At 70.9% G+C, this 22,596-nt stretch carries 21 protein-coding genes; 15 read left to right on the top strand and 6 right to left on the bottom strand.

The window, feature by feature from the left end; translation table 11 throughout:
- Positions 1-46 precede the first annotated feature (46 nt).
- Positions 47-460 (bottom strand): rodlin, encoded by a 414-nt coding sequence (locus tag ACFUN8_RS14080; RefSeq protein WP_383635806.1) that lies wholly within the window; start codon positions 458-460, stop codon positions 47-49.
- Positions 461-678: 218 nt separating this feature from the next.
- Here ACFUN8_RS14080 and ACFUN8_RS14075 point away from each other — a divergent pair, with 218 nt between their 5' ends.
- Positions 679-1,089 (top strand): rodlin, encoded by a 411-nt coding sequence (locus ACFUN8_RS14075; RefSeq protein WP_383635803.1) that lies wholly within the window; start codon positions 679-681, stop codon positions 1,087-1,089.
- Between the two features lie 191 nt (positions 1,090-1,280).
- Positions 1,281-1,688, top strand: coding sequence for a rodlin (locus tag ACFUN8_RS14070; protein ID WP_383635800.1), 408 nt, complete (start codon positions 1,281-1,283; stop codon positions 1,686-1,688).
- An 83-nt stretch (positions 1,689-1,771) separates the two neighbouring features.
- Here the strand turns inward: ACFUN8_RS14070 and ACFUN8_RS14065 are convergent, their stop codons facing one another.
- Complete coding sequence (locus tag ACFUN8_RS14065) at positions 1,772-2,251, bottom strand: GNAT family N-acetyltransferase (protein ID WP_383635821.1); 480 nt, start codon at positions 2,249-2,251, stop codon at positions 1,772-1,774.
- A 40-nt stretch (positions 2,252-2,291) separates the two neighbouring features.
- Here ACFUN8_RS14065 and ACFUN8_RS14060 point away from each other — a divergent pair, with 40 nt between their 5' ends.
- Positions 2,292-3,092 carry an exodeoxyribonuclease III gene (locus ACFUN8_RS14060; protein ID WP_383635797.1) on the top strand — a complete coding sequence of 267 codons (801 nt, stop codon included), beginning with the start codon at positions 2,292-2,294 and terminating at the stop codon, positions 3,090-3,092.
- A gap of 18 nt (positions 3,093-3,110) precedes the next feature.
- Here ACFUN8_RS14060 and ACFUN8_RS14055 read toward each other — a convergent pair whose 3' ends face one another.
- Positions 3,111-3,761 carry a MerR family transcriptional regulator gene (locus ACFUN8_RS14055; protein WP_383635794.1) on the bottom strand — a complete coding sequence of 217 codons (651 nt, stop codon included), beginning with the start codon at positions 3,759-3,761 and terminating at the stop codon, positions 3,111-3,113.
- A 142-nt stretch (positions 3,762-3,903) separates the two neighbouring features.
- Here ACFUN8_RS14055 and ACFUN8_RS14050 point away from each other — a divergent pair, with 142 nt between their 5' ends.
- From ACFUN8_RS14050 to ACFUN8_RS14035, 4 genes are all read left to right on the top strand, one after another.
- Positions 3,904-5,421 (top strand): flavin-containing monooxygenase, encoded by a 1,518-nt coding sequence (locus ACFUN8_RS14050; RefSeq protein ID WP_383635791.1) that lies wholly within the window; start codon positions 3,904-3,906, stop codon positions 5,419-5,421.
- On the top strand, positions 5,418-6,338 hold the full coding sequence (locus tag ACFUN8_RS14045) for an alpha/beta fold hydrolase (RefSeq protein ID WP_383635788.1): 921 nt from the start codon (positions 5,418-5,420) through the stop codon (positions 6,336-6,338). Before ACFUN8_RS14050 ends, ACFUN8_RS14045 begins: the two co-directional genes overlap by 4 nt.
- A complete protein-coding gene (locus ACFUN8_RS14040; protein WP_383635785.1) occupies positions 6,335-7,216 on the top strand; it encodes an SDR family oxidoreductase in 882 nt (293 codons plus the stop codon). The genes ACFUN8_RS14045 and ACFUN8_RS14040 overlap by 4 nt, the downstream gene beginning before the upstream one ends.
- Before the next feature lie 107 nt (positions 7,217-7,323).
- Positions 7,324-7,533 carry a hypothetical protein gene (locus tag ACFUN8_RS14035; protein WP_383635782.1) on the top strand — a complete coding sequence of 70 codons (210 nt, stop codon included), beginning with the start codon at positions 7,324-7,326 and terminating at the stop codon, positions 7,531-7,533.
- A gap of 102 nt (positions 7,534-7,635) precedes the next feature.
- Here the strand turns inward: ACFUN8_RS14035 and ACFUN8_RS14030 are convergent, their stop codons facing one another.
- Entirely contained in the window at positions 7,636-11,028 is a 3,393-nt protein-coding gene (locus ACFUN8_RS14030) for a S41 family peptidase (RefSeq protein ID WP_383635779.1), read from the bottom strand.
- Positions 11,029-11,391: 363 nt separating this feature from the next.
- Between ACFUN8_RS14030 and ACFUN8_RS14025 the strand changes: the two genes are divergently transcribed.
- Entirely contained in the window at positions 11,392-11,964 is a 573-nt protein-coding gene (locus tag ACFUN8_RS14025) for a TetR/AcrR family transcriptional regulator (protein WP_382561211.1), read from the top strand.
- 168 nt (positions 11,965-12,132) lie between these two features.
- Positions 12,133-14,391, top strand: coding sequence for an MMPL family transporter (locus tag ACFUN8_RS14020; RefSeq protein ID WP_383635775.1), 2,259 nt, complete (start codon positions 12,133-12,135; stop codon positions 14,389-14,391).
- Positions 14,392-14,412: 21 nt separating this feature from the next.
- Here ACFUN8_RS14020 and ACFUN8_RS14015 read toward each other — a convergent pair whose 3' ends face one another.
- Positions 14,413-14,862 carry an SsgA family sporulation/cell division regulator gene (locus tag ACFUN8_RS14015; RefSeq protein WP_383635772.1) on the bottom strand — a complete coding sequence of 150 codons (450 nt, stop codon included), beginning with the start codon at positions 14,860-14,862 and terminating at the stop codon, positions 14,413-14,415.
- 247 nt (positions 14,863-15,109) lie between these two features.
- Here ACFUN8_RS14015 and ACFUN8_RS14010 point away from each other — a divergent pair, with 247 nt between their 5' ends.
- The 6 genes from ACFUN8_RS14010 (at position 15,110) to ACFUN8_RS13985 (ending at position 20,933) form a co-directional block, all read left to right on the top strand.
- Entirely contained in the window at positions 15,110-16,216 is a 1,107-nt protein-coding gene (locus tag ACFUN8_RS14010; protein ID WP_383635769.1) for an energy-coupling factor ABC transporter permease, read from the top strand.
- A 1-nt stretch (position 16,217) separates the two neighbouring features.
- Complete coding sequence (gene cbiQ / locus ACFUN8_RS14005; protein ID WP_383635766.1) at positions 16,218-16,979, top strand: cobalt ECF transporter T component CbiQ; 762 nt, start codon at positions 16,218-16,220, stop codon at positions 16,977-16,979.
- The gene (locus ACFUN8_RS14000; protein ID WP_383635763.1) at positions 16,976-17,746 is read left to right on the top strand and encodes an energy-coupling factor ABC transporter ATP-binding protein; all 771 of its coding nucleotides are present in this window, start codon (positions 16,976-16,978) and stop codon (positions 17,744-17,746) included. The genes cbiQ and ACFUN8_RS14000 overlap by 4 nt, the downstream gene beginning before the upstream one ends.
- A gap of 45 nt (positions 17,747-17,791) precedes the next feature.
- Positions 17,792-18,994, top strand: coding sequence for a serine hydrolase domain-containing protein (locus tag ACFUN8_RS13995; protein WP_383635760.1), 1,203 nt, complete (start codon positions 17,792-17,794; stop codon positions 18,992-18,994).
- Between the two features lie 81 nt (positions 18,995-19,075).
- Positions 19,076-19,861, top strand: a complete 786-nt coding sequence (locus ACFUN8_RS13990; RefSeq protein WP_383635818.1) for an SDR family NAD(P)-dependent oxidoreductase — start codon at positions 19,076-19,078, stop codon at positions 19,859-19,861.
- 97 nt (positions 19,862-19,958) lie between these two features.
- Positions 19,959-20,933, top strand: a complete 975-nt coding sequence (locus ACFUN8_RS13985; RefSeq protein ID WP_383635757.1) for a phosphotransferase family protein — start codon at positions 19,959-19,961, stop codon at positions 20,931-20,933.
- A 9-nt stretch (positions 20,934-20,942) separates the two neighbouring features.
- On the opposite strand, the gene ACFUN8_RS13980 is transcribed toward ACFUN8_RS13985, so the two are convergent.
- On the bottom strand, positions 20,943-22,499 hold the full coding sequence (locus ACFUN8_RS13980; RefSeq protein WP_383635754.1) for an MFS transporter: 1,557 nt from the start codon (positions 22,497-22,499) through the stop codon (positions 20,943-20,945).
- Between the last annotated feature and the right edge of the window lie 97 nt (positions 22,500-22,596).

The following is a 22,596-nucleotide window of genomic DNA, read 5'->3' as shown; positions in this document are numbered from 1 at the left end:
GCCGGTCTCAGTTCGGCCCGGAATGGCGCCGTAAAGGCAATGGCTGTCAGCCGTTGCCCGCACCGTTGGCCGAGAGGACGGGGATGTCCCCAATGAGGTGCGAGAGGGGCTCGTCGCCCTTCGCCTGCGTGGAGTTCTCGGTGCACTGCTGGTTCTGCGGGGAGGACAGGACGTTGATGTCCTGGACCGCGACCGGCACGAGAATTCCGACGAGCGAGCCGACGTTGGCCTTGGCCGGCAGGCCGACGCAGAGCTTGTTGAGCGAGCCCTGCACCAGGGTGGCCTGCGGGCTCAGGTTGCCGTGGGTGGCGGCGTTGCCGTGCGACTCCTTGGAGCCGTTGCCGCTCAGCGAGGTGGTGCCGGTGTCGTTGCCGACGGCGAGTGCCGGCGACGCGACCGCGGCGGAGGCGCCGACCACGGAGGCGGTGACCGCCGCAGCCGCCAGGATCTTCTTGATCACGGTTAGTTCCTTTTCTCAAGAAATGCAGGTGGTGCGGCCTGCCCAACCGAATGACCCGGGTTTGGTTCCGGTCCTTCACTCGTTCGGATTGTGCGGCCCGAGCAGGCTGATTGAGTGCCTAATGGGCTGTTGGAGTGAAGCGCGATAACTAAACCTGCGGAATCTAGTTGCTCATGGCGCCCCGGGGACTTGGGGCATCCTTCAGAAGGGGACTCATCGTGATCAAGAAGGTTATGGCCACTGCGGCCGTCGCTGCTTCCGTCGTCGGCATGTCGGCTATGGCCGCGCCGTCCGCTTTCGCCGTCGGTGACGACGCGGGCACCACGTCGCTCAGCGGCAACGGCGCCCTCCAGTCGTACGGCAACTCGGCGACGTACGGGAACATGAGCCCGCAGATGGCGCTCATCCAGGGCTCGCTCAACAAGCCCTGCATCGGTCTGCCGGCCAAGGTCAACGCGGGCTCGCTCGTGGGCCTCGTGCCGATCGCGGTCCAGGACGTCAACGTCCTGTCCTCGCCGCAGAACCAGCAGTGTGTCGAGAACTCGACGCAGGCGAAGGGCGACGAGCCGCTGTCGCACCTCCTGAACGACATCCCGATCCTGTCGGCCAACGGTGCGGGCAACGGCTGATATCGAGGCTGAATAACGTTGCCGGGTCACCGCTGAATTCGGCGGTGACCCGGTCGTTTTCACGCGCGCGGCGACTCACCGATATGCCTTATGGGCTGTTCGGGGGAACGGGCGCAACCAAACGTCGTGTGGCGAGTTGAACGACTCGGAACTCCACCGGTGGAGTTCCGACTTTCCGGAAAGGCAACAAAATGAACAAGCTGTGGGCTACCGCTGCTGTAGCGGCCACGATGGTCGGCGGCCTCGCCGCCACCGCGTCGCCGGCGCTGGCGATCGGCAACGACACGGGCACGACGTCGCTCAGTGGCAACGGTGCCGAGCAGGAGTTCGGCAACTCGGAGACCCACGGGGACATGAGCCCGCAGCTCAGCCTCGTGCAGGGCACGCTCAACAAGCCCTGTGTCGGTCTGCCCGTCAAGGCCAACGTCGGCTCGCTCGTCGGCCTCGTGCCGATCGCGGTCCAGGACATCAACGTCCTGTCCTCCCCGCAGAACCAGCAGTGCACCGAGAACTCCACGCAGGCGAAGGGCGACGAGCCCCTGTCGCACATCCTGGAGGACATCCCGATCCTCTCGGCGAACGGCGTGGGCAACCACTGACGTTCCCGCCTCAGGCCCGGTCCGGCAGCTCGGCTGCCGGGCCGGGCTCTGTCGTTCCCGGGGGCTGTCCCGGTCCCGGCGGGCTATCCGAGCGGCTTGGCGAGGCAGACGCTCAGCGGGTCGTTCCGGTAGTGGCCGAACTTCTGGCAGTCCGTGTAGCCGCTGGAGCGGTAGAGCGCGATGGCCTCCGGCTGCTTGGTGCCCGTCTCCAGCACCATGCGGGTACGGCCCGCCGCGCGGGCGTCGTCCTCCAGCCGGGCGAGGATACGGCGGGCCAGCCCGAGGCCGCGGGCCTCCACCGTGACGTACATCCGCTTGATCTCGGCGTCGCCGTCCGAGTAGCCCTCGTCGTTGGTCTCCTGCGCGCGCCAGCCGCCGGAGGCGATCGGGCGGTCGTCGGCGTCGTAGGCGAGGAAGTAGACGCCGCGGGGCGGGTCGAACATCCGGGGGTGGAGCACGGTGGCGTCACCCTCGCTGTCGTAACGCGCGGCGTATTCGAGTTGGACCTCGGCGTCGAGCTTCACTGCGTCGGGGTGGTCGGCGGGGACCTGACGTATTTGGATGGCCACGGCATCGATCGTAGAGCCTGGGTAGGGTGCCGGAATGCTCACTGTGACTTCCGTGAATGTGAACGGGCTCCGCGCCGCCGCGAAGAAGGGCTTCGTGGAGTGGCTGGCCGGGACCGGGGCCGATGTGGTCTGCCTCCAGGAGGTGCGCGCCGAGGAGGACCAGCTCGCCGAGGCGGTGCGGAAGCCCGAGGGGTGGCACACCGTGTTCGCCCCGGCGGCGGCCAAGGGCCGCGCGGGTGTCGCGCTCTACTCGCGGCGGGAGCCGGAGCGGGTGCGGATCGGGTTCGGCAGCGCGGAGTTCGACACGAGCGGGCGGTACGTCGAGATCGACCTGCCCGGCGTGACGGTGGCCAGCCTCTATCTGCCGTCGGGCGACGTGGGCACGGAGCGCCAGGACGAGAAGGTCCGGTTCATGGACGAATTCTTGACCCACCTCGGCGCGCTCAAGGAGCGCGCGGCGGCGGACGGCCGGGAGGTGCTGGTCTGCGGCGACTGGAACATCGCCCACCAGGAGGCCGACCTCAAGAACTGGAAGGCCAATCGCAAGGAGTCCGGCTTCCTGCCCGAGGAGCGCGCGTGGCTGACGCGGGTCTTCGACGAGGCGTCGTACGTGGACGTGGTCCGCGCCCTGCACCCGGACCAGACCGGGCCGTACACCTGGTGGTCCTACCGCGGGCGCGCGTTCGACAACGACACGGGCTGGCGCATCGACTACCACGTGGCGACGGCGGGGCTGGCGGAGCGCGCGGTGAAGGCGTGGGTGGAGCGGGCGGCGACGCACGACGAGCGCTGGAGTGACCACGCGCCGGTGAGCGTCGCGTACGAACTGGGGTGACGGGCGCCCTCAGGGCTTCTACGGCTTGCGCAGGCGCCGGTCCAGGGCCATCGAGAGTTCCGCCTCCACCACGCTCTTGGCCAGGGGGCGCAGGGTCTCGGGGGACGTGGCGCCCGCGTGGGTCCGGAGCGTCGTCGCGAAGAGTTCGGCCAGGGCGTCCGCGTGGACGCGGACCTGGCGGCCGGCCTCGAAGACCGCCGCCAGTGGGACGCCCTCGCGGACCAGGGCGGCGGAGACGTCCAGGAGGCGGCGGCTGATGTGGACGAGGTCGTCGCCGTCGGTGGCGAGGTAGCCGAGTTCGAGCGCGGTGGCCAGGTTCTCCGCCGTGACCTCGCCCTCGAAGTGGTCGGCCAGCTCCTCGGGGGTGAGACGGACGGGTGTTTCCTCGGTCGGTTCGCCGAGGCCCAGGACCTCGCCCACGTCGCGGCCGCTCTCGAAGGCGGTGGCGAGGTCGGCGATGCCGTTGAGGGTGTGGCCGCGTTCCAGGAGGGCGGCGATCGTGCGCAGTCTGGCCAGGTGGTGGCTGTCGTACCAGGCGATCCGGCCCTCCTTGCGGGGTGGCGGGATCAGGCCGCGTTCGCGGTAGAAGCGGACCGTACGCACCGTGATGCCGGCCGCGTCGGCCAGCTCCTTCATGCGGTACTCGCGGACTTCTTCCTGGTCGGACATGGCGGTCAGCCTATGCCGTTGTACCGGCGGTAACTTTTCTCGTTCGCCCCCTACCCATCAGTAAGGAGCTGCCCTACTCTCCCAACAGTGCCAGTGATTACTGGCGCGGTTCGGTGCGGGTACTCCGGCGGGAGGCGGCGGCATGGTCAAGCACGAGCACGTACGGGTGGCGGTGATCGGATCCGGATTCGGTGGTCTGGGGGCCGCCGTCCGGCTGCGGCGCGACGGGATCACCGACTTCGTCGTCCTGGAACGGGCCGACTCGGTCGGCGGCACCTGGCGCGACAACAGCTATCCGGGCTGTGCGTGCGACGTGCCCTCGCACCTCTACTCGTTCTCCTTCGCGCCCAACCCCGACTGGCCGCGCACCTTCTCCGGGCAGCGGCACATCCGCGCGTACCTGGAGCACGTCACCGACACCTTCGGGCTCCGGCCGCACATCCGGCTGAACCACGAGGTGCGGCTGATGCGCTGGATCGCGGAGGCGGCGCACTGGGAGATCGAGACCCCGCACGGGATCCTCACCGCCGACGTCGTCGTCTCCGCGACGGGGGCGCTGTCGGACCCGAAGGTGCCGGACGTGCCCGGCCTCGACTCGTTCCCCGGGAAGGTCTTCCACTCCGCGCGCTGGGACCACGGTTACGACCTGCGGGGCAAACGCGTCGCGATGGTCGGGACGGGTGCGTCGGCGATCCAGATCGTGCCGGCCGTCCAGCCCGACGTGGCGAGGCTGACGCTGTTCCAGCGCACCCCGCCGTGGGTGCTGCCGCGCACGGACCGGGCGATCTCCGCCGCCGAGCGGTGGCTGCACCGGAAGGTGCCGGTCACCGGCACCGCACGGCGCCAACTGCTCTGGGGCATCCGGGAGTTGCAGGTCCAGGCGTTCACCAAGCGGCCCAACGAGCTGGGGCTGGTGGAACGCCTCGCCAAGGCCAACATCGCGCGGGCGATCAAAGACCCGGCGCTGCGGGCCGCGTTGACCCCCTCGTACCGCATCGGCTGCAAACGGATCCTGCTGTCCAGCGCCTACTATCCGGCGCTCGCGCGGCCCAACGTGGATGTCGTGGCCTCCGGGCTGGCCGAGGTGCGCGGGTCGACCGTCGTGGCCGCCGACGGCAGCGAGACCGAGGTCGACGCGATCGTCTTCGGGACCGGCTTCCATGTCACCGACATGCCCATCGCCGAACGGGTGGTGGGCGCGGACGGCATCACGCTCGCCGACGCGTGGAAGGACGGCATGGAGTCGCTGCGCGGCGCGACCGCCGTCGGCTTCCCCAACTGGATGACCGTCGTCGGCCCGAACACCGGACTCGGCAACTCCTCGATGATCCTGATGATCGAGGCCCAGCTCAACTACCTCAGCGGCTATCTGCGTGCGCTCGGCTCGCTCGGCGCGGGCGCCGCGCTCACCCCCAAACCGGTGGCCGTCGACGCCTGGAACCGCCGCGTGCAGGAGCGGATGAAGCGCACCGTGTGGAACACCGGCGGCTGCACCAGCTGGTATCTGGACGCCAACGGGCGCAACACCACCATCTGGCCCGGGACGACGACCGAGTTCCGCCGGGCGACCCGGGACGTGGACCTGAGGGAGTACGACGTCGCCCCCGCGCGGGCGGCGAGGACGCAGGCCGAGTCGCAGACCAGGGAGACACTTCGATGACGACGAACCCCAACCCCCGTGTGCTGACGGCGACTTCCGCCGACGGCTCACGCCTGCACATCGAGGTGTACGGCTCCGAGGGGGCGCCCGCGATTGTCCTGAGCCATGGGTGGACCTGCTCGACTCTCTTCTGGGCCGCGCAGATCGACGACCTCGCCGCGGACCACCGCGTGATCGTCTACGACCAGCGCGGGCACGGCCGTTCGCCCGCCGTCGGCCGGGACGGCTACACCACCCACGCGCTTGCCGACGACCTGGAGGCGGTGCTGGGCGCGACCCTCGCGCCGGGCGAGAAGGCGGTGCTGGCCGGGCACTCCATGGGCGGGATGACGCTGATGGCCGCGTCGGCGCGGCCCGCGTTCCGGGAGCACGCGGCGGCGGCGGTGCTGTGCAGCACGGGCAGTTCGAGGCTGGTCGCCGAATCGCGCGTGGTGCCGATGCGCCCCGGTCGCGTACGGACCCGGCTGACCCGGCTGATCCTCGGCGCGCGGGCCCCGCTGGGGCCGATCACGCCCGTCTCGAAGCGGATCCTGCGGTACGGGACCATGGGGCCCGGCACGGCGCCGGACCGGGTCGACGCGTGTGCGCGGATCGTCCACGCGTGTCCGCGCACGGTGCGGGTGGCCTGGTCACATGTGCTCGGCGAGCTGGATCTCGACGCGGGTGTGGGCGAGTTGCGGGTGCCCACGGCGGTCGTCACGGGGACGGCGGACCGGTTGACGCCCTCGGCGCTGGCGCGCCGGCTGGCCGACGCGCTGCCCGACTGCGTGGGGCTCACCGAGTTGACCGGCATGGGACACATGACGCCGGTGGAGGCGCCGGAGGCGGTGACCGCCGTGATCCGAGGGCTGGCGGAGGACCACCTCGGGGCCGGTGCGGACAGGACCGAGCACGCCGACAAGGAGAGTGCCGTATGAGCAGGGTCGGTCTGGAAGGACAGGTCGCCGTCGTCACCGGCGCGGCGCGTGGCGTGGGCGAGCTGCTCGCCCGCAAGCTCTCGGCGCGCGGCGCGCGGGTGGCGCTCGTGGGCCTGGAGGCCGACGAGTTGAAGGACGTGGCGAGCAGGCTGCACACCGAGTGCGAGCACTGGTACGCCGATGTCACCGACCAGGAGGAGATGACCCGCGTCGCGGGGGAGGTCAAACGGCGCTTCGGGAAGGTCGACATCGTCGTGGCCAACGCGGGTGTGGCGGCGGGCGGTCCGTTCCTGGACTCCGACCCCGCCGCCTGGCGGCGGGTCATCGAGGTCAATCTCATCGGCGGCGCGGTGACGGCGCGCGCGTTCCTGCCCGTACTGATGGAGAGCCGCGGCTACTTCCTCCAGATCGCCTCGCTCGCCGCGATCACCCCCGCGCCCATGATGACCGCGTACTGCGCCTCCAAGTCGGGCGTCGAGGCGTTCGCGCACAGCCTGCGCTCCGAGGTCGGGTACAAGGGTGTCCGGGTCGGCGTCGGCTATCTCTCGTGGACCGACACCGACATGGTGCGCGGCGCCGACGAGGACGAGGTGATGCGCGAGATGCGGCGGCGGCTGCCGTGGCCGGCCAACAAGATGTATCCGCTCGGGCCCGCCGTCGAGCGCATCGTGACCGGGATCGAGCGGCGTTCGGCGCATGTGTACGCGCAGTGGTGGCTGCGCGGCATGCAGTCCGTACGCGGGTATCTGCCGAGCCTGATCGCGGTCGTCGGAAGCCGCCAGGTGCGGAGCCTCGATCCGCGGCTCGGGGGAGTGGGCAAGGGGCTCGTGGGGGCGGGCGGGGCGGCCGACGAGCGGGAGCGCACGGAGCGTAACTGATCGAAATGCGCGGTATGTCGGTGCGTGTAAGTCTGGTCTGGGTCCGGACAGGGCCCAGGCCCTGGATCTCTCCACGGGCCTCACCGGACTTCCAGGAGTGAGTTTCGATGGGTATCGCCGACCAGTTCAAGGACAAGTCGCGGGAGCTCGCCGACAAGGCGCAGAAGGCCCGGAACGCGCAGCAGGCGAACGGCGGGAAGGACGAGGCGTCCGAGCGCGCCCCGCGGGACGAGGACCGGATGCAGGACGAGCGGGCGCGGGCGCAGCAGCGTGCGCAGGACGCGCGTGACCGCTTCGCCGACGACTACGACGCCTGAACGGGTAGTCCGCACTTGGTAGTTCGCAGGGAAGCGCACCTGGTGCTCGTGCATCAGGTGCGCTTCTCCGTGCGGGCCGGTGCCGGTGTCCTCAGCCGGTCCTCAGTCGCCGGACGGGCCGGCCGTGCGCGGCGGCAGCGGCGGGCGGCGGCGGTCCGGGACGTCGCCGTAACCGGGCGGGGTCGCCGCCGGCTGCTTGGCCAGCAGCTCCAGCGCCACCCACACCGCGTCGTCGAGCTGCGCGTGCCGCCCCTCCGCCCAGTCGAGCGGGGTACGCAGCGCCTCGATGTCCGGCTCCACACCGTGGTTCTCGACCGACCAGCCGTAGGCGTCGAACCAGGCCGCGTTCATCGGCACCGTGATCACGCTGCCGTCGCCCAGCCGGTGCCGGCCGGTCATGCCGACCACCCCGCCCCAGGTGCGCTGCCCGACGACCGGGCCCAGCTTCAGCAGCCGGAAGGCGGCCGTGATCATGTCGCCGTCGGACGAGGTGGCCTCGTCCGCGATGGCGACGACCGGGCCGCGCGGGGCGTTGGAGGCGTAACTGACCGCCTGGGCGTTACGTGTCAGATCCCAGCCGAGGATGCGCCGGGTCAGCTTCTCCACGACCAGTTCGCTGATGTGGCCGCCCGCGTTTCCCCGTACGTCCACGATCAGCGCGGGCCTGGACACCTCCAGCCGCAGATCGCGGTTGAACTGCGCCCAGCCCGAGCCGCCCATGTCGGGGATATGGAGATAGCCGCACTTGCCGCCGCTCATCTCGCGGACGACCTCGCGGCGTTTGGCCACCCAGTCCTGGTAGCGCAGCGGGCGTTCGTCGATGAGCGGGACGATCGCCACCCGCCGTGAACCGCCGTGCCGGATACCGCCGTTGGTCGTCGACAGGTCCTCGGCGGGCCGGAAGGTCAGCTCGACCGTCGTACCGCCGGCGGCGGACAGCAGCGGGAAGGGGCCGGTCACCGGGTCGACGGGCCGGCCGTCGACATGGGTGAGGACGGCGCCCTCGCGGATGCCCGTACCGGCGAGCGGGGAGCGGGCCTTGGAGTCCGACGACTCGCCGGGCAGGATCCGCTTCACCAGCCATTCGCCGTCCCGGCAGACGAGGTTGGCGCCGAGCAGGCCCATGGCGCGCTGGTAGTGCGGCGGCCCCTCGTTGCGTCGGGCGGGCGTGACGTACGCGTGCGAGGTGCCCAGCTCGCCGAGTGCCTCGCGCAGCAGATCGGCGAAGTCGTCGGGGGACGCGACGCGTTCGACCAGCGGGCGGTACTGGTCGAGCACCGCGTCCCAGTCGATGCCGCACATGTCGGGTTCCCAGAAGTACGAGCGGATGATGCGGCCCGCCTCCGCGTACGCCTGGCGCCATTCGGCCGCGGGGTCCACCTCGTGCAGGATGCGGCGCAGGTCGAGATGGACGGTCGAGTCGCTGTCGCCGGTCTCGGTGGCGGGTACGGCGCGCAGCTCGTCGTCGTCCACGACCACGAGCCGGGAGCCGTCCCGGCTGAGCGCGAACCAGTCGAGGTGGTCGACGAGTTCGCTCTTGCGCGCCTTGGTGATGTCGAAGTGTTCGAGGGTGGGGCGGCCCGAGGTGTCGGCGGGGTTGGCGAACGTCTCGCCGAGCGCGCCGGAGATCGGCCAGCGCAGCCAGACCAGTCCGCCGCCGCTGACGGGCCGCAGGGCCGAGTACTTGGACGCGGACACGGGGAAGGGCGTGACGCGGCTGGCGAGCCCTTCGACCTCGACGGTGACCATCACGTCGGCGACGGTGGCCGTGCCGTCGGACGGGACGACCGGCAGCGGGTCGAGACCGCCGGCGGCCGGGCGGCCGTCCGGGAGGAGCGCGAACGGTGAGGGCGTCGCCGACGACAGCGGTACGAGGTAGGGGCGGCAGCCCAGCGGGAAGGAGAGGTCGCCGGTGTGCACGTCGTACACGGGGTCGAATCCGCGCCAGGAAAGAAAGGCGAGATATCGGCCGTCCCGGGTGAAAACCGGATTCTCGTCCTCGAAGCGGCCGTTGGTGACATCGACGATCGTACGGTCGGCGATCCGCGCCATCTTGATCTGGCGCAGCGAGCGGCCGACACCGGGGTGGGACCAGGCGATCCAGTCGCCGTCGGGGGAGAACGCGAGATCGGTGACGGGGCCGTTGACGGAGCGGATCAGCTCGGTGACCTCCTCCACCTCCTCCACCTCCTCGGCCTCAACCGCATTCGTTGACGTGGCGTCTGACGTGGCGTCGTCTGACGAGTCGTCAGGAACCGTCAGTATCAGCAGCCTTCCGTCGTGCGTGCTCAGCGCCAGCCGTTCGCCGTCCGGGTCCGCGATCAGTTCGTGGACGCGCCCCAGCCGCCCGGAGGCGAGCCGTACCGGGGGCCGGTCGCCGCTCGCGCGCGGCAGGTAGGCGATCTCGATCGCGTCCTCGCCGTCCGCGTCCGTGACGTAGGCGACCTTGCCGCCGCTGCCCAGCATCTCGGGGAGCCGTACCCGTACGCCCGGGGTGTCCGTGATCGTGCGGGCCGGGCCGTCGCGGTGGGTGAGCCAGTACAGGCTGCCGCGTACGGAGACGGCGCTCGCCCGGCCCGTGGTGTCCACCGAGATCGAGTCGACGTGGTGGGCGGCCGGGACCTGGTACGTGCGCCGGCCGGCGCGCGGACCGCCGAGCCGTACCGACAGCTTGCGCGGCACCGAGTCCGGCGCCAGCGAGTCCACCAGCCACAGGTCCCCCGCGCACTGGTAGACGACCCGGCGCCCGTCGGACGACGCGTGGCGGGCGTAGAACGCGTCGTGGTCGGTGTGCCGGCGCAGATCGGTGCCGTCGGGGAGCGTCGAGTAGAGATTGCCGACGCCCTCGTGGTCGGAGAGGAACGCGATGCGCCCGTCCACGAACATCGGGCAGTCGAGATGACCCGGCAGATCCGCCAGCAGCCGCTCGCCGTGCAGCCACAGCCGCCCCGTGGCGCCGCCCCGGTACCGCTTCCAGGCGGCCGGTTCGTGCGGCGGCTTCCCGGTCAGCAGCAGGGTGCGCCGCTCGCCGTCCAGGTCGGCGACCGCGATGTCGGCGACCGGGCCCCAGGGGAGTTTCCCGCCGGGGGAGCCGTCGGTCGGGACGCTGTAGGCCCAGGAGTAGTACGAGAAGGGCTGGCCGTGCGAGGAGACAGCGAGGATCTGCGCCGCGCCGTCCTTGTCCGGCGGCGTCCAGCCGCAGACGCGGGTGTCGGTCGATCCCCAGTAGCTGAGCCGGCGGGCCGGGCCGCCGGCCACCGGCGCCAGATGGATCTCCGGATCCAGGCTGCGCCAGCTCGTATAGGCGATCTGGCTTCCGTCGGGCGAGAACCGCGGATGCCCCACTCTCGTGCGGTCGACGGTCACCCGCCACGCACGGTCCGGGCGGTGCTTGGCCGACGAGAGAGGGGCGACCCAGAGGTCGTCCTCGGCGGCGAAACACAACAAGTCGTCGTGCAGGTGCGGATGGCGGAGATACGCGACGTCGTCACTCACCCCCCAATGCTTTCCGTGCGGGAGGGGCGCGGCAACTCGTGGAAGGAGACAGGTTGGCCGGATGTGTTCGACAGGCACTCGGTCGTGTGAGCGGGCGGGGCGTCGGACGTCACCCGAGAGGTCGCCGGAGAGGTCGCCGGACGGTCGAGGGGTCGGACGGGGGTCGTACGGATGCCGGACGGATGCCGGACGGGGGCGCACGTGGGTGTCGGCCGGGTGTCGCCCGCGCGTCGGTCGGGGTGTCGGCCGGGGTGTGGCGGAGCCCACAAGCGAAACGTTGCCGTTTCGATGAGGGTGGGGTTATCTTCGTACTGTACGAAACCGTTTCGTTTGGCTCATCGATACCTCGACGGGAGGTCGGTCATGGCACGCACCAGACTCACGCCGGAGCGCGAGAGCGAGTTGTACGGCACCACGCTCGACCTGCTGCGCGAGGTCGGCTACGACGCCCTCACCATGGACGCCATCGCCGCCCGCACCCACTCCAGCAAAGCCACCCTCTACCGCCAGTGGGGGAGCAAGCCGGAGCTCGTCGCACGAGCCCTGCGCGACAACAAGCCTGCCGATGTCGCACAGATCGACACCGGCTCGCTGCGCGGGGACTTCCACGCGATGGTCTCGATGGCCGACGACTGCCAGATGGAACGGGACTCCGCGCTGATGCGGGGCCTGGCCCATGCCGTCCACACCAACCCCGATCTCCATCTCGCGCTGCGTGAACTGCTCATCGAGCCCGAGCTCAACGGGCTCCATGTGTTCCTGCGCCGCGCCGTGGACCGGGGTGAGATCAGCGCGGACCAACCCGCGCTGAAGTACGTCACACACATGCTGGTCGGCGCCTTCGTCGCCCGGCAGCTCGTCGAGGACCGCTCTGTCGACCAGGCGTTCCTCCGCGACTATCTCGACGCCGTGCTTCTCCCCGCTCTCGGCGTCTGACCTCCCCGAAGCTCCGCAGCTACGCCTCCCTGGGCCGCTCGCCCACCTCCGGGGCTCCCCAGCAGTACCCGGTGCCTCTCCGGCACCAGCACCTGACGCGTGTCGCTCTCGCGCCGTCGGTCGGCTCCCCATGCCCTTTGATCCGCCCCCAGACCGGGAGTACGCCTCGTGGCCACGTTTCTTTACAAACTCGGACGGTTCGCCTTCCGACGCCGAAATCTCGTCGCCTTCGTATGGGTGGCGCTGCTCGCCCTCGCGGGCGTCGGCGCGGCATCCGCGTCCACCGCGACATCCAGCTCCTTCTCCATTCCCGGTACGGAGGCCCAGAAGGCCTTCGACCTGCTGGAGGAGCGCTTCCCCGGCGGGAGCGCCGACGGGGCGACCGCGCGGGTCGTCTTCAAGGCACCGGACGGCGAGAAGATGACCTCCGCCGCCAACAAGGCCGAGGTCGAGAAGATCGTCGACGAGCTGCCCGCGGGATCCGACCAGGTCGCGCAGGTCACCGACCCGTACACGGCCAAGGCCGTCTCGAAGGACGGTTCGACGGCCTACGTCTCGGTCACGTACAAGGTCAGTTCGATGGAGCTGACCGAGGAGACCCGTACGGCGCTGGAGGAGACGGGGCACGAGGCGCGGGACACCGGGCTGACCGTCGAGATCGGCGGTGACGCGCTGCAGGCCGCACCGGAGACCGGGGCCACCGAGATCATCGGCATCGCCGTGGCCGCCGTCGTACTCGTCATCACCTTCGGTTCGCTGATCGCGGCGGGACTGCCGCTGCTCACCGCCCTCGTCGGTGTCGGAATCGGTGTCTCGACCATCACCGCGCTGGCGAGCGTGATGGATCTCGGCTCCACCACCAGCATTCTCGCGATGATGATCGGCCTCGCCGTCGGCATCGACTACGCCCTGTTCATCGTCTCGCGCTACCGGGCGGAGCTGGCGGAAGGGCGTGAACCCGAGGAAGCCGCCGGGCGGGCGGCCGGTACGGCCGGATCCGCCGTGGTCTTCGCCGGGCTCACCGTCGTCATCGCGCTCGTCGGGCTCGCCGTCGTCAACATCCCGATGCTCACCAAGATGGGCGCCGCCGCGGCCGGCACGGTCGTCATCGCCGTCCTCATCGCGCTCACGCTCGTCCCGGCCGTGCTGGGATTCGCGGGCAAGCGCGTGCACGGCAAGAAGGTGCGCGAGCGGCAGGCCCGGGAGCGGGCTGCCTCGGCCGACGGCAAGGTCGCCGAGGGCAAGCCCAACATGGGCACCCGCTGGGCGCGCTTCGTGCTGCGCCGGCCCGTCGCCGTACTCCTCACCGCGGTCGTCGGTCTCGGCATCATCGCCGTCCCGGCCACCTCGCTGGAGATGGGTCTGCCCGACGACGGTTCACAGCCGACGAGCACCACGCAGCGCAAGGCGTACGACCTCCTCTCCGACGGTTTCGGGCCCGGCTTCAACGGTCCGCTGATGGTCGTCGTGGACGGCAAGGGCGACGACAACGCCAAGCAGACCGCCGCGCAGGTCACCGACGCCGTCGAGGACATGAAGGGCGTCGCGGCGGTCACCCCCGCCACGTACAACAAGGCCGGCGACACGGCGACGATCACGGTCGTCCCGAAGGACCGCCCCTCGTCCGTGGAGACGGAGAACCTGGTCCATGCCATCCGCGACGCGGGCGGCGAGATCTCCTCGGGCAGCGAGGCGAAGGTCCTGGTCACCGGCGCCACCGCGATGAACACCGACTTCTCCGAGAAGATGAACGACGCGCTGCTGCCCTACCTCGCGCTCGTCGTGGGTCTGGCGTTCCTGCTGCTGATGCTGGTCTTCCGGTCGATCCTCGTACCGCTCAAGGCGGCCCTCGGGTTCCTGCTGTCGGTCGTCGCCGCGCTCGGCGCGGTGGTCGCGGTCTTCCAGTGGGGCTGGCTCGGGAGCCTGTTCGGGGTCGAGCAGACCGGTCCGATCATGTCGATGATGCCGATCTTCATGGTGGGTGTGGTCTTCGGTCTCGCGATGGACTACGAGGTCTTCCTGGTCACGCGGATGCGCGAGGCGTACGTCCACGGGGAGCGCCCGGGACAGGCGATCGCCACCGGCTTCCGGCACGGCACGAGGGTCGTCACCGCCGCCGCGATCATCATGATGGCCGTCTTCGCGGGCTTCATCGGCTCCAGCGAGTCCATGGTCAAGATGATCGGCTTCTCGCTGGCCATCGCGGTCTTCTTCGACGCCTTCGTGGTCCGCATGGCCATCGTGCCCGCGGTGCTCGCGCTGCTCGGCAACAAGGCGTGGTGGCTGCCGCGCTGGCTGGACCGGCTGCTGCCGAACGTGGACGTGGAGGGCGAGCAGCTGCGGAAGATGCTGGAGAAGGAGTCGGACGCCGCCGGCTCGGGTCCGGACTCCGGTCCGGGCTCGGAGAAGGAGCTGGTGCGGGTCTGACCTGACCTGGGGCGGCAGGCCCTAGGTGTGGGGCTGCGCTTCGGTGCTGTGCGGCCCTTCGGAGTGGTGCAGCAGACGGTCCAGGCCGCGTTTGGCGCGCAGTGGGTGGCGCTCCTCGCCGGCCGGGACCGTCTCGTGCGTCAGCCGCAGGAAACGGCGCAGTACGGCGGTGTCGCACTGGGTCAGCGCCACGCCTTCCGGCGAGTGGAATTCGAGCATCGTCTGCGCGCGGCCGCAGGGCCAGACGCGTACGTCCCCGTCGCCGGAGGGGGTACGGAGGCCCGCTTCGAGCAGCTCGCGCGCGAAGGTCCACACCACCTCGCCGTCGTCGCGCGACACCTCGGCCGGGAAGGCGACGCGGACGGCGAGCGGGTCGGCGCTGTCGTAGCGGAGGGTGACCGACAGGCACCCGTGGTGGGGGGCGTCCGTGATGAGACGGACCTTGGCGGGCTGCTCGACGACGGCTGACATCGATTCGCTCCTCTGCGGCGCTTCGGCTGCGTTCTCGACGTACTACGCGGTGCTTTACTACACAACATACCTTTTGTCCTTTATTTAACGTCGAGTGTCCCGGAAATCTCAAACTTTCCGTGCCGTTCGGTGCCCGTACACCGGTTCGCATGCCGCGCGCTCTTGCAACTCGTTCGCAAGAGAGGACTATCTATTCGAACGGTTCACTTCGAGCGGTTCACCACGCCTGCCGGAAGCGGAGCCCGCCATGCATGTCCCCGACGGAATGATCAACCTGCCGGTGTCGGCCGCCGCCGGCGTCGTCGCCGCCGGAGCCGTGGCGGTCAGCCTGCGCGGCGCCCGCCGCGAACTGGGCTCAGGGCCGCTCGCCGAGGGCCACGGCGCCGAGCGCACCGCGCCCCTCGCGGGCCTCGTCGCCGCCTTTGTCTTCGCCGTACAGATGCTGAACTTCCCCGTCGCCGCCGGCACCAGCGGGCATCTCCTCGGCGGGGCGCTCGCGGCGATACTCGTCGGCCCCTACACCGGGGTCCTCTGCATCGCCGTCGTACTGCTGATGCAGGGCATCCTCTTCGCCGACGGCGGGCTCACCGCGCTCGGCGTGAACATCACGGTCATGGGCGTCGTGACGGTGATCGTCTCGTACGGGATCTTCCGCGGCCTGCTCCGCGTCCTGCCGCGCGGGCGCCGCTCGGTGACCGTGTCCGCCTTCGTGGGCGCGCTGGTGTCCGTGCCGGCCGCCGCCGCGGCCTTCACCCTCCTCTACGCGATCGGCGGGACCACGCACATCCCGATCGGCAAGGTGCTCACCGCGATGGTCGGCGTGCACGTGCTCATCGGCATCGGCGAGGCGGCGATCACCGCGCTGACGGTCGGGGCCGTCATCGCCGTACGGCCGGACCTGGTCCACGGGGCGCGCGGGCTCGCGGCGCCGCTCAAGCTGCGGGTGGACGGCGAGCTGGTCGACGCGCCGGCCGCCGTACCCGCGGCGGCCCCGGCCTCCTCCCGCTCGCCGCGCGGGCTGCTGGCGGCCGGGCTCGGCACCGCCCTCCTGCTGGCCGGAGTCGTCTCCTTCTACGCCTCCGCCAACCCCGACGGCCTGGAGAAGGTCGCCGCCGACAAGGGCATCGACAAGAAGGTCGAGGAGCACGCCGCCGCCGACTCGCCGCTCGCCGACTACGGCATCGAGGACATCTCCAACACCCGTCTCTCGGGCGGCCTCGCGGGCATGATCGGCGTCGGCGCGACGGTCGTCGTGGGCAGCGGGATCTTCTACGTGGTGCACCGGCGCCGTACGACGGACAACGCGCCGGTCTCCTCCGGGCCGTCCGCGTCCTCCTCCGCCGAGCGGGCCTGACATGGGCGCGGGCCACGCCCACAAGCTCTACCGGCACGGCCACTCCCCGGTCCACGCCCTGCCGCCGCACTGCAAGCTCGCCGCCGTCCTGTGCTTCGTGCTCGTCGTCGTCTCCACACCGCGCGAAGCCGTGTGGGCCTTCGCTCTGTACGCGGCGCTGCTCGCCGGCGTCGCCGTGCTCGCCCGCGTCCCGGCCGGCTTCCTGCTGCGCCGGATGCTGATCGAGGTCCCGTTCGTGGCGTTCGCCGTCCTCATGCCGTTCGTGGTGCCCGGCGACCAGGTCCAGTTCCGCGGGGTGTCCCTGAGCGTCCCCGGTCTGTGGGGCGCCTGGAACGTGCTGGCCAAGGGCACCCTGGGCGTCGCCGCCTCCGTACTCCTCGCCTCCACCACCGAACTGCGCGCGCTGCTGCTGGGGCTGCAACGGCTCAAGCTCCCGCCGATGCTCGTCCAGATCGCGTCCTTCATGATCCGCTACGGCGATGTGATCACCGACGAGCTGCGCCGGATGTCGATCGCCCGCCGCTCGCGCGGATTCGAGGCACGCGGCGTACGGCACTGGGGTGTGCTCGGCAAATCCGCCGGCGCCCTGTTCATCCGCTCCTACGAGCGCGGGGAGCGGGTGCATCTGGCGATGATGAGCCGCGGCTACACGGGCACGATGCCGGTCATCGACGAGATGACGGCGTCCCGCGCCCAGTGGACGTCGGCCGCCGCACTCCCCCTCTCGGCGCTCGCGGTCTGTCTGCTTGGCTGGACGCTATGAGCACGCAGTCCCAGGAACAGCCGCCGCCCTCCCTCGAAGTACGCGGGCTCGCCTACGCCTACCCCGACGGCCACCAGGCCCTCTTCGGCGTCGACCTGACCGTCGCGCGCGGCGAGCGGGTCGCGCTGCTCGGACCCAACGGCGCGGGCAAGACCACCCTCGTCCTGCACCTCAACGGCATCCACACGGCGGGCGCCGGGTCCGTCACCGTCGCCGGGCTGCCCGTCGCCAAGCAGCACCTCGCCGAGATCCGCCGCCGCGTCGGCATCGTCTTCCAGGACCCCGACGACCAGCTGTTCATGCCCACGGTGCGCGAGGACGTGGCCTTCGGCCCCGCGACGTCCGGACTGCGCGGCGCGGAGCTGGAGGCCCGGGTCGTCGCCGCGCTCACCCGGGTCGGCATGGCCGAGTACGCGGACCGGCCGCCGCACCATCTGTCCTTCGGGCAGCGCCGCCGGGTCGCCGTCGCGACGGTCCTGGCCATGGAGCCCGAGATCCTCGTACTCGACGAGCCCTCGTCCAACCTCGATCCCGCGTCGCGTCGCGAACTCGCCGACATCCTGCGGGCGTTGGACGTCACCGTCCTGATGGTCACGCACGACCTGCCGTACGCGCTGGAACTGTGCCCGCGCGCCGTGATCCTCAGCGAGGGCGTCATCGCGGCCGACGGGCCGACGCCCGAGCTGCTCGGCGACGCGGAGTTGATGGGCGCGCACCGGCTGGAGTTGCCGTTCGGTTTCGACCCCACGACGGTCGTGAGGCGGTGAACCCCGGTGGCCCTGCCGGTGCCGTGAACCGTGCACCATGGAGGCATGAGCGGGATGGTAGGCGTCGATGACGTCCAGGGCACGGTGGCCGCGGGCTTCGAACCCGTCAAGGACGCCTTCGTACGGAACTTCCAGGAGCGCGGTGAGCGGGGCGCGGCCGTCGCCGTCTACCGGCACGGGCACAAGGTCGTCGACCTGTGGGCCGGCACACGCGACTTCGACGGCGCGGAGCCGTGGGCCGTCGACACCGCACAGGTCGTCCGCTCCGCGACGAAGGGCGTCGCCGCCGCCGTACCGCTTCTGCTGCACCAGCGCGGGCGGATCGACCTGGACGCGCCGGTGGGCACGTACTGGCCGGAGTTCAAGGCGGCCGGCAAGGAACGGGTGCTCGTACGGCACCTGTTGTCGCACCGCGCCGGCGTGCCCGTCCTCGACCGGCCGCTCAGCCCCGCCGAGGCGCTCGACGGTGAGTCGGGCGCGCGGGCGCTCGCCGCGCAGCGGCCCGTGTGGGAGCCGGGCACCGATCACGGCTACCACGCGCACACCTACGGCTGGCTGATCGCCGAACTGGTGAAGCGCGTCACCGGACGGTCCGTCGGCCGCTGGATCGCCGACGAGATCGCCCGCCCGCTCGGCCTGGACTTCTGGATCGGGCTGCCCGCCGACGAGGCGCACCGGGTGGGCCGGATCGGGCGGATCGAGGAGCCGGCCGGGGTCGGCGGAGAGCTGCGGCTGCGCGCCAAGCGGTCGGTCTCGGAGGCGTACAAGGACCCCGAATCGCTCACCCGGCGGGCGTTCGGCGCGATCGATCCGCCGCCGGACGAGAACAGCGCCGCGTACCGCGCCGCCGAACTGCCCGCGAGCGGCGGGATCTCCACCGCGCGGGCGCTGGCGCGGTGTTACGCGGCGATGATCGGCCCGGTGGACGGCCCCGGGCGCGGCTACCGGGGCGGCGAGCGGCTGTTCGCCCCGGCGACGCTGACCGCCGCCCGCACCGAGGAATCGGCGGGCCCCGACCGGGTGCTGGTCGTCGGCACGCGCTTCGGGCTCGGCTTCATGCTGCACGGTTCGGGCGCGCCGCTGCTGGGCCCCGGCTCGTTCGGGCACCCGGGGCGCGGCGGCTCACTCGGCTTCGCCGACCCCGAGTCGGGCATCGCCTTCGGCTATGTCACCAACGGCATGCGCAAGGGCGTGACGGCGGATCCCCGGGCACAGGCCCTGGTGCGGGCCGTCCGGTCGGCGTCATGATCGGCCCATGAGGCGATCACGATGAGCACGACGGGCACGACGGGCACGACGGGCACGACGGGCACGACGGGCACGACCGGCATGAGGCGATTCGAGAATCACGGCGTACTGATCACGGGAGCCGGGCGCGGCATCGGCGAGGCCGTCGCGCGTCGGCTGGCCGCCGAGGGCGGGCGGGTGCTGATCACGGACGTGGACGGTGAACGGGCCGAGCGGGCAGCGGAGTTGATCGACGGCGCGGAGTCGTACGTGTGCGACGTGGGCGACCGCGCCTCGGTCGAGGCGGCCGTGGCGTACGCCGTCGAGCGCTTCGGCTCGCTGGACGTCCTGGTCAACAACGCCTACTCCTGCACCCCGGACACGCCGCTCTTCGAGGACGAACCGGACGAACACTGGGCCCGTGACCTCGATCTCACCCTGACCGGCGCCTTCCGCTGCGCGCGGGCGGCGCTGCCGCACCTGGCGGCGTCGGGGCGCGGCGCGATCGTGAGCATCGGCTCGGTCAACGGCGAGCAGGACTTCGGCAACCACGCCTACAGCGCCGCGAAGGCGGGCCTCGCGAGCCTGACCCGCACCCTGGCGGGCCACGCGACGCCGCGCGGGGTCCGCGTCAACCTCGTCGCGCCCGGCACGATCCACACGGACGGCTGGCGGGGCCGCGAGGCCAACCTGGAACGCGCGGCGCCCCACTACCCGGCGGGCCGGGTGGGACTGCCGGACGACGTCGCGTCGGCGGTGGCGTTCCTGGCCTCGTCGGACGCGGGTTGGATCACCGGGGTGACACTGCCGGTCGACGGCGGAATCCTGTCGGCGAACGTGGGGCTGCGCGACGCCCTCGCGGGGGCGCCGGTGCACGGGGAGCGATGAGTTGCGGCGGGGAGGGAGTTCGCGGGGCGCCGCGGATGGTGCTCGTAGGGTGGGGCCCTGAGCCACGCCGTGGCCGTGCCGTCGAGAGGGTCCGTACATGTCCGCGCTGACCGTGTCCCGTCTCGCCGCGATCCTGGACGCCGCCGGGGTGGGGGAGGCGCGGGCCGTCGACGGGTACGAGCCGCTGGGCGGGGGGACGTACAACTCCCTCTACCGGGTCCGGCTGGACGGCGGTGGGCGGTTGGTGTTGAAGCTGCCGCCGGAGCCGGGTGTGCCGCGGATGACGTACGAGGGTGAACTGCTCGTCAACGAGGGTGAGTTCTACCGGGTGGCCGGGGGTACCGGTGTGCCCGTGCCGGAGGTTGTGCGCCTCGCGGACGACTCGTTGCTGATGTCGGAGCTGCCGGGGGAGCCATGGGCCGGTCTCGTGGATGGGCTCGGGGACGTGGAGCATGAGCGGCTGAGGGGTGAACTAGGGGCGTACGTGGCCGAGTTGGGCGCCGTCGCCGGTACGCGTTTCGGTTATCCGTCCGAGGCCGTGCCCACCGCCGGGACCTGGCGTGAGGCGTTCGGCGCGATGCTGGAGGCGGTGCTGGCGGACGCCGAGCGGTTCGAGGCGCGGCTGCCTGTGTCCGTGGGGCGCGTACGGGAGTTGGTACGGGGCGCGGTCCCGGCCCTGGACGAGGTCACTGTTCCCGCGCTCGTGCACTTCGATCTGTGGCAGGGGAACATCCTCCTGACCGGAGATCCGGGGGCACGGCGAATCGGTGGGCTCATCGATGGTGAACGGATGTTCTGGGGCGATCCGTTGGCGGAGTTCGTCTCGCTCAATCTGTTCGGTGAGCCCGAGGACGACCAGGCGCTGCTGGCCGGTTACCGGGCGGGCGGCGGGGACACCGGCTTCGACGAGGCCGCGCGGCTGCGCATGGCGCTCTACCGCTGCTACCTGTATCTGATCATGCTGGTCGAGGGCGTACCGCGCGGCTACCCGCCCGCGCAGAGCGCCGTGACCCGCAGGACCGCCGGGACCGCCCTGATCCTGGCCCTCGGGCTGATCTCCACGACGACATGAACGAGGGGGTCAGGCGGCGGGCGGCGGCATGCCGCCCTGGAGGCGTTCGAGGTCGGAGGCCCGTACCTGGATCACGAACACCGCGATCAGGGCCGACACGAGGGCGAAGATCGCCGCGGCGATGAACGCGTTTGTCACACCGTGCGTCAGCACCTCGTCGCTCCACGGCTTCGGCAGCGACCCCGTCTTCTGGAACGTCAGCTTCTGCGCCGGGGTCGCGTGTGCCAGGAAGTCGCGGGCCTGGGTCTTCGCCTCGTTCCTGCTGGCGGTGCCGTACACCGTCACCAGGATGGACAGCCCCAGTGAACCGCCCACCTGCTGAGTCGCGTTGAAGACACCGGACCCCGCTCCGGCCTCCTCCTGGCTGATGCCCGAGAGCGCCATCAGGGTCAGCGACACGAACTGGAAGCCCATACCGAGGCCGAAGACCAGCACCGGGCCCAGCAGGCTGCCCAGATAGGTGCTGTGCACGTCCGTCAGCGTCAGCCAGGCGAGACCCGCGGCGGCGAGGACCGCGCCGGACACCATGAACGGCTTCGGTCCCCAGCGCGGCAGCAGTTGCGAGGCGAGGCCCGAGCCGATGGCGATGACCACACTGACCGGGAGGAAGGCGAGACCGGCCCGCAGGGGGCTGAAGTCGAGGACCTCCTGCACGAAGAGCGTCAGGAAGAAGAACATGCCGAACAGCGCCGCGGCCAGGCTGAGCATCATCCCGTAGACACCCGCGCGGTTGCGGTCCTTGAACATCCACAGCGGTGTGATCGGCTGCCTCGAACGCTGCTCGATGACGATGAACAGCACGAGGAGCACCACGGCCGCGGCGAAGGACCCGAGTGTCAGGGCGTCGGTCCAGCCCTCCTCGGAGGCCCGGATGAAGCCGTAGACCAGACCGACCATGCCCAGCGTCGCGGTGAGCGCGCCGACGACGTCGAAGTGCCCCGGGCGCGGCTCGGACTCCTTGATGAAGCGGGGAGTCAGAAGGATGAGCAGCAGCCCGATCGGCACGTTGACGAAGAAGATCCACCGCCAGTTCAGCCACTCCACCAGGATGCCGCCGGCCAGCAGCCCGATCGCGCTGCCGCCCGCCGAGACGGCCGCGAAGACGCCGAACGCCCTGTTGCGCGCGGGCCCTTCACGGAACGTGGTGGTGATCAGCGACAGGGATGTCGGGGAGGCGATGGCGCCGCCGATGCCCTGGATGGCACGGGCGGCCAGCAGCTGCCACGAATCCTGCGCCAGACCGCAGAGCAGGGAGGCGACGGCGAAGAGCGCGATGCCGAACATGAAGACCCTGCGCCGCCCCAGGATGTCGCCGAGGCGCCCGCCGAGCAGCAGCAGGCCGCCGAAGGTGAGGGTGTACGCGTTGACCACCCACGACAGGTTCTGGGTCGAGAAGTCGAGCGCGCTCTGGATGTGCGGGAGCGCGATGTTCACGATGGTGACGTCGAGGACCACCATCAGCTGGCAGGAGGCGATGATGGCCAGCGCGATGCCGTTGCCGCCCCCGTCCTCGGGGGTGGCGTCGGACTTCGCGGTGTTCGGCGGTGTGGGCTGTGAATCAGTCATAGGTGAGGGTGGTGGAACGGGGTGGTGCGCGCCCTCGGACAGGGAACGCCACCGTTCACCGGATTCCGACCCTAAGCGGGGCGAACCGGTCTCGCGA

The organism is Streptomyces sp. NPDC057307 (assembly GCF_042667665.1).
Taxonomy (GTDB): domain Bacteria; phylum Actinomycetota; class Actinomycetes; order Streptomycetales; family Streptomycetaceae; genus Streptomyces.
Note: the sequence above shows the minus strand (reverse complement) of the source record. Positions and strands in the feature narration are given on the sequence as shown.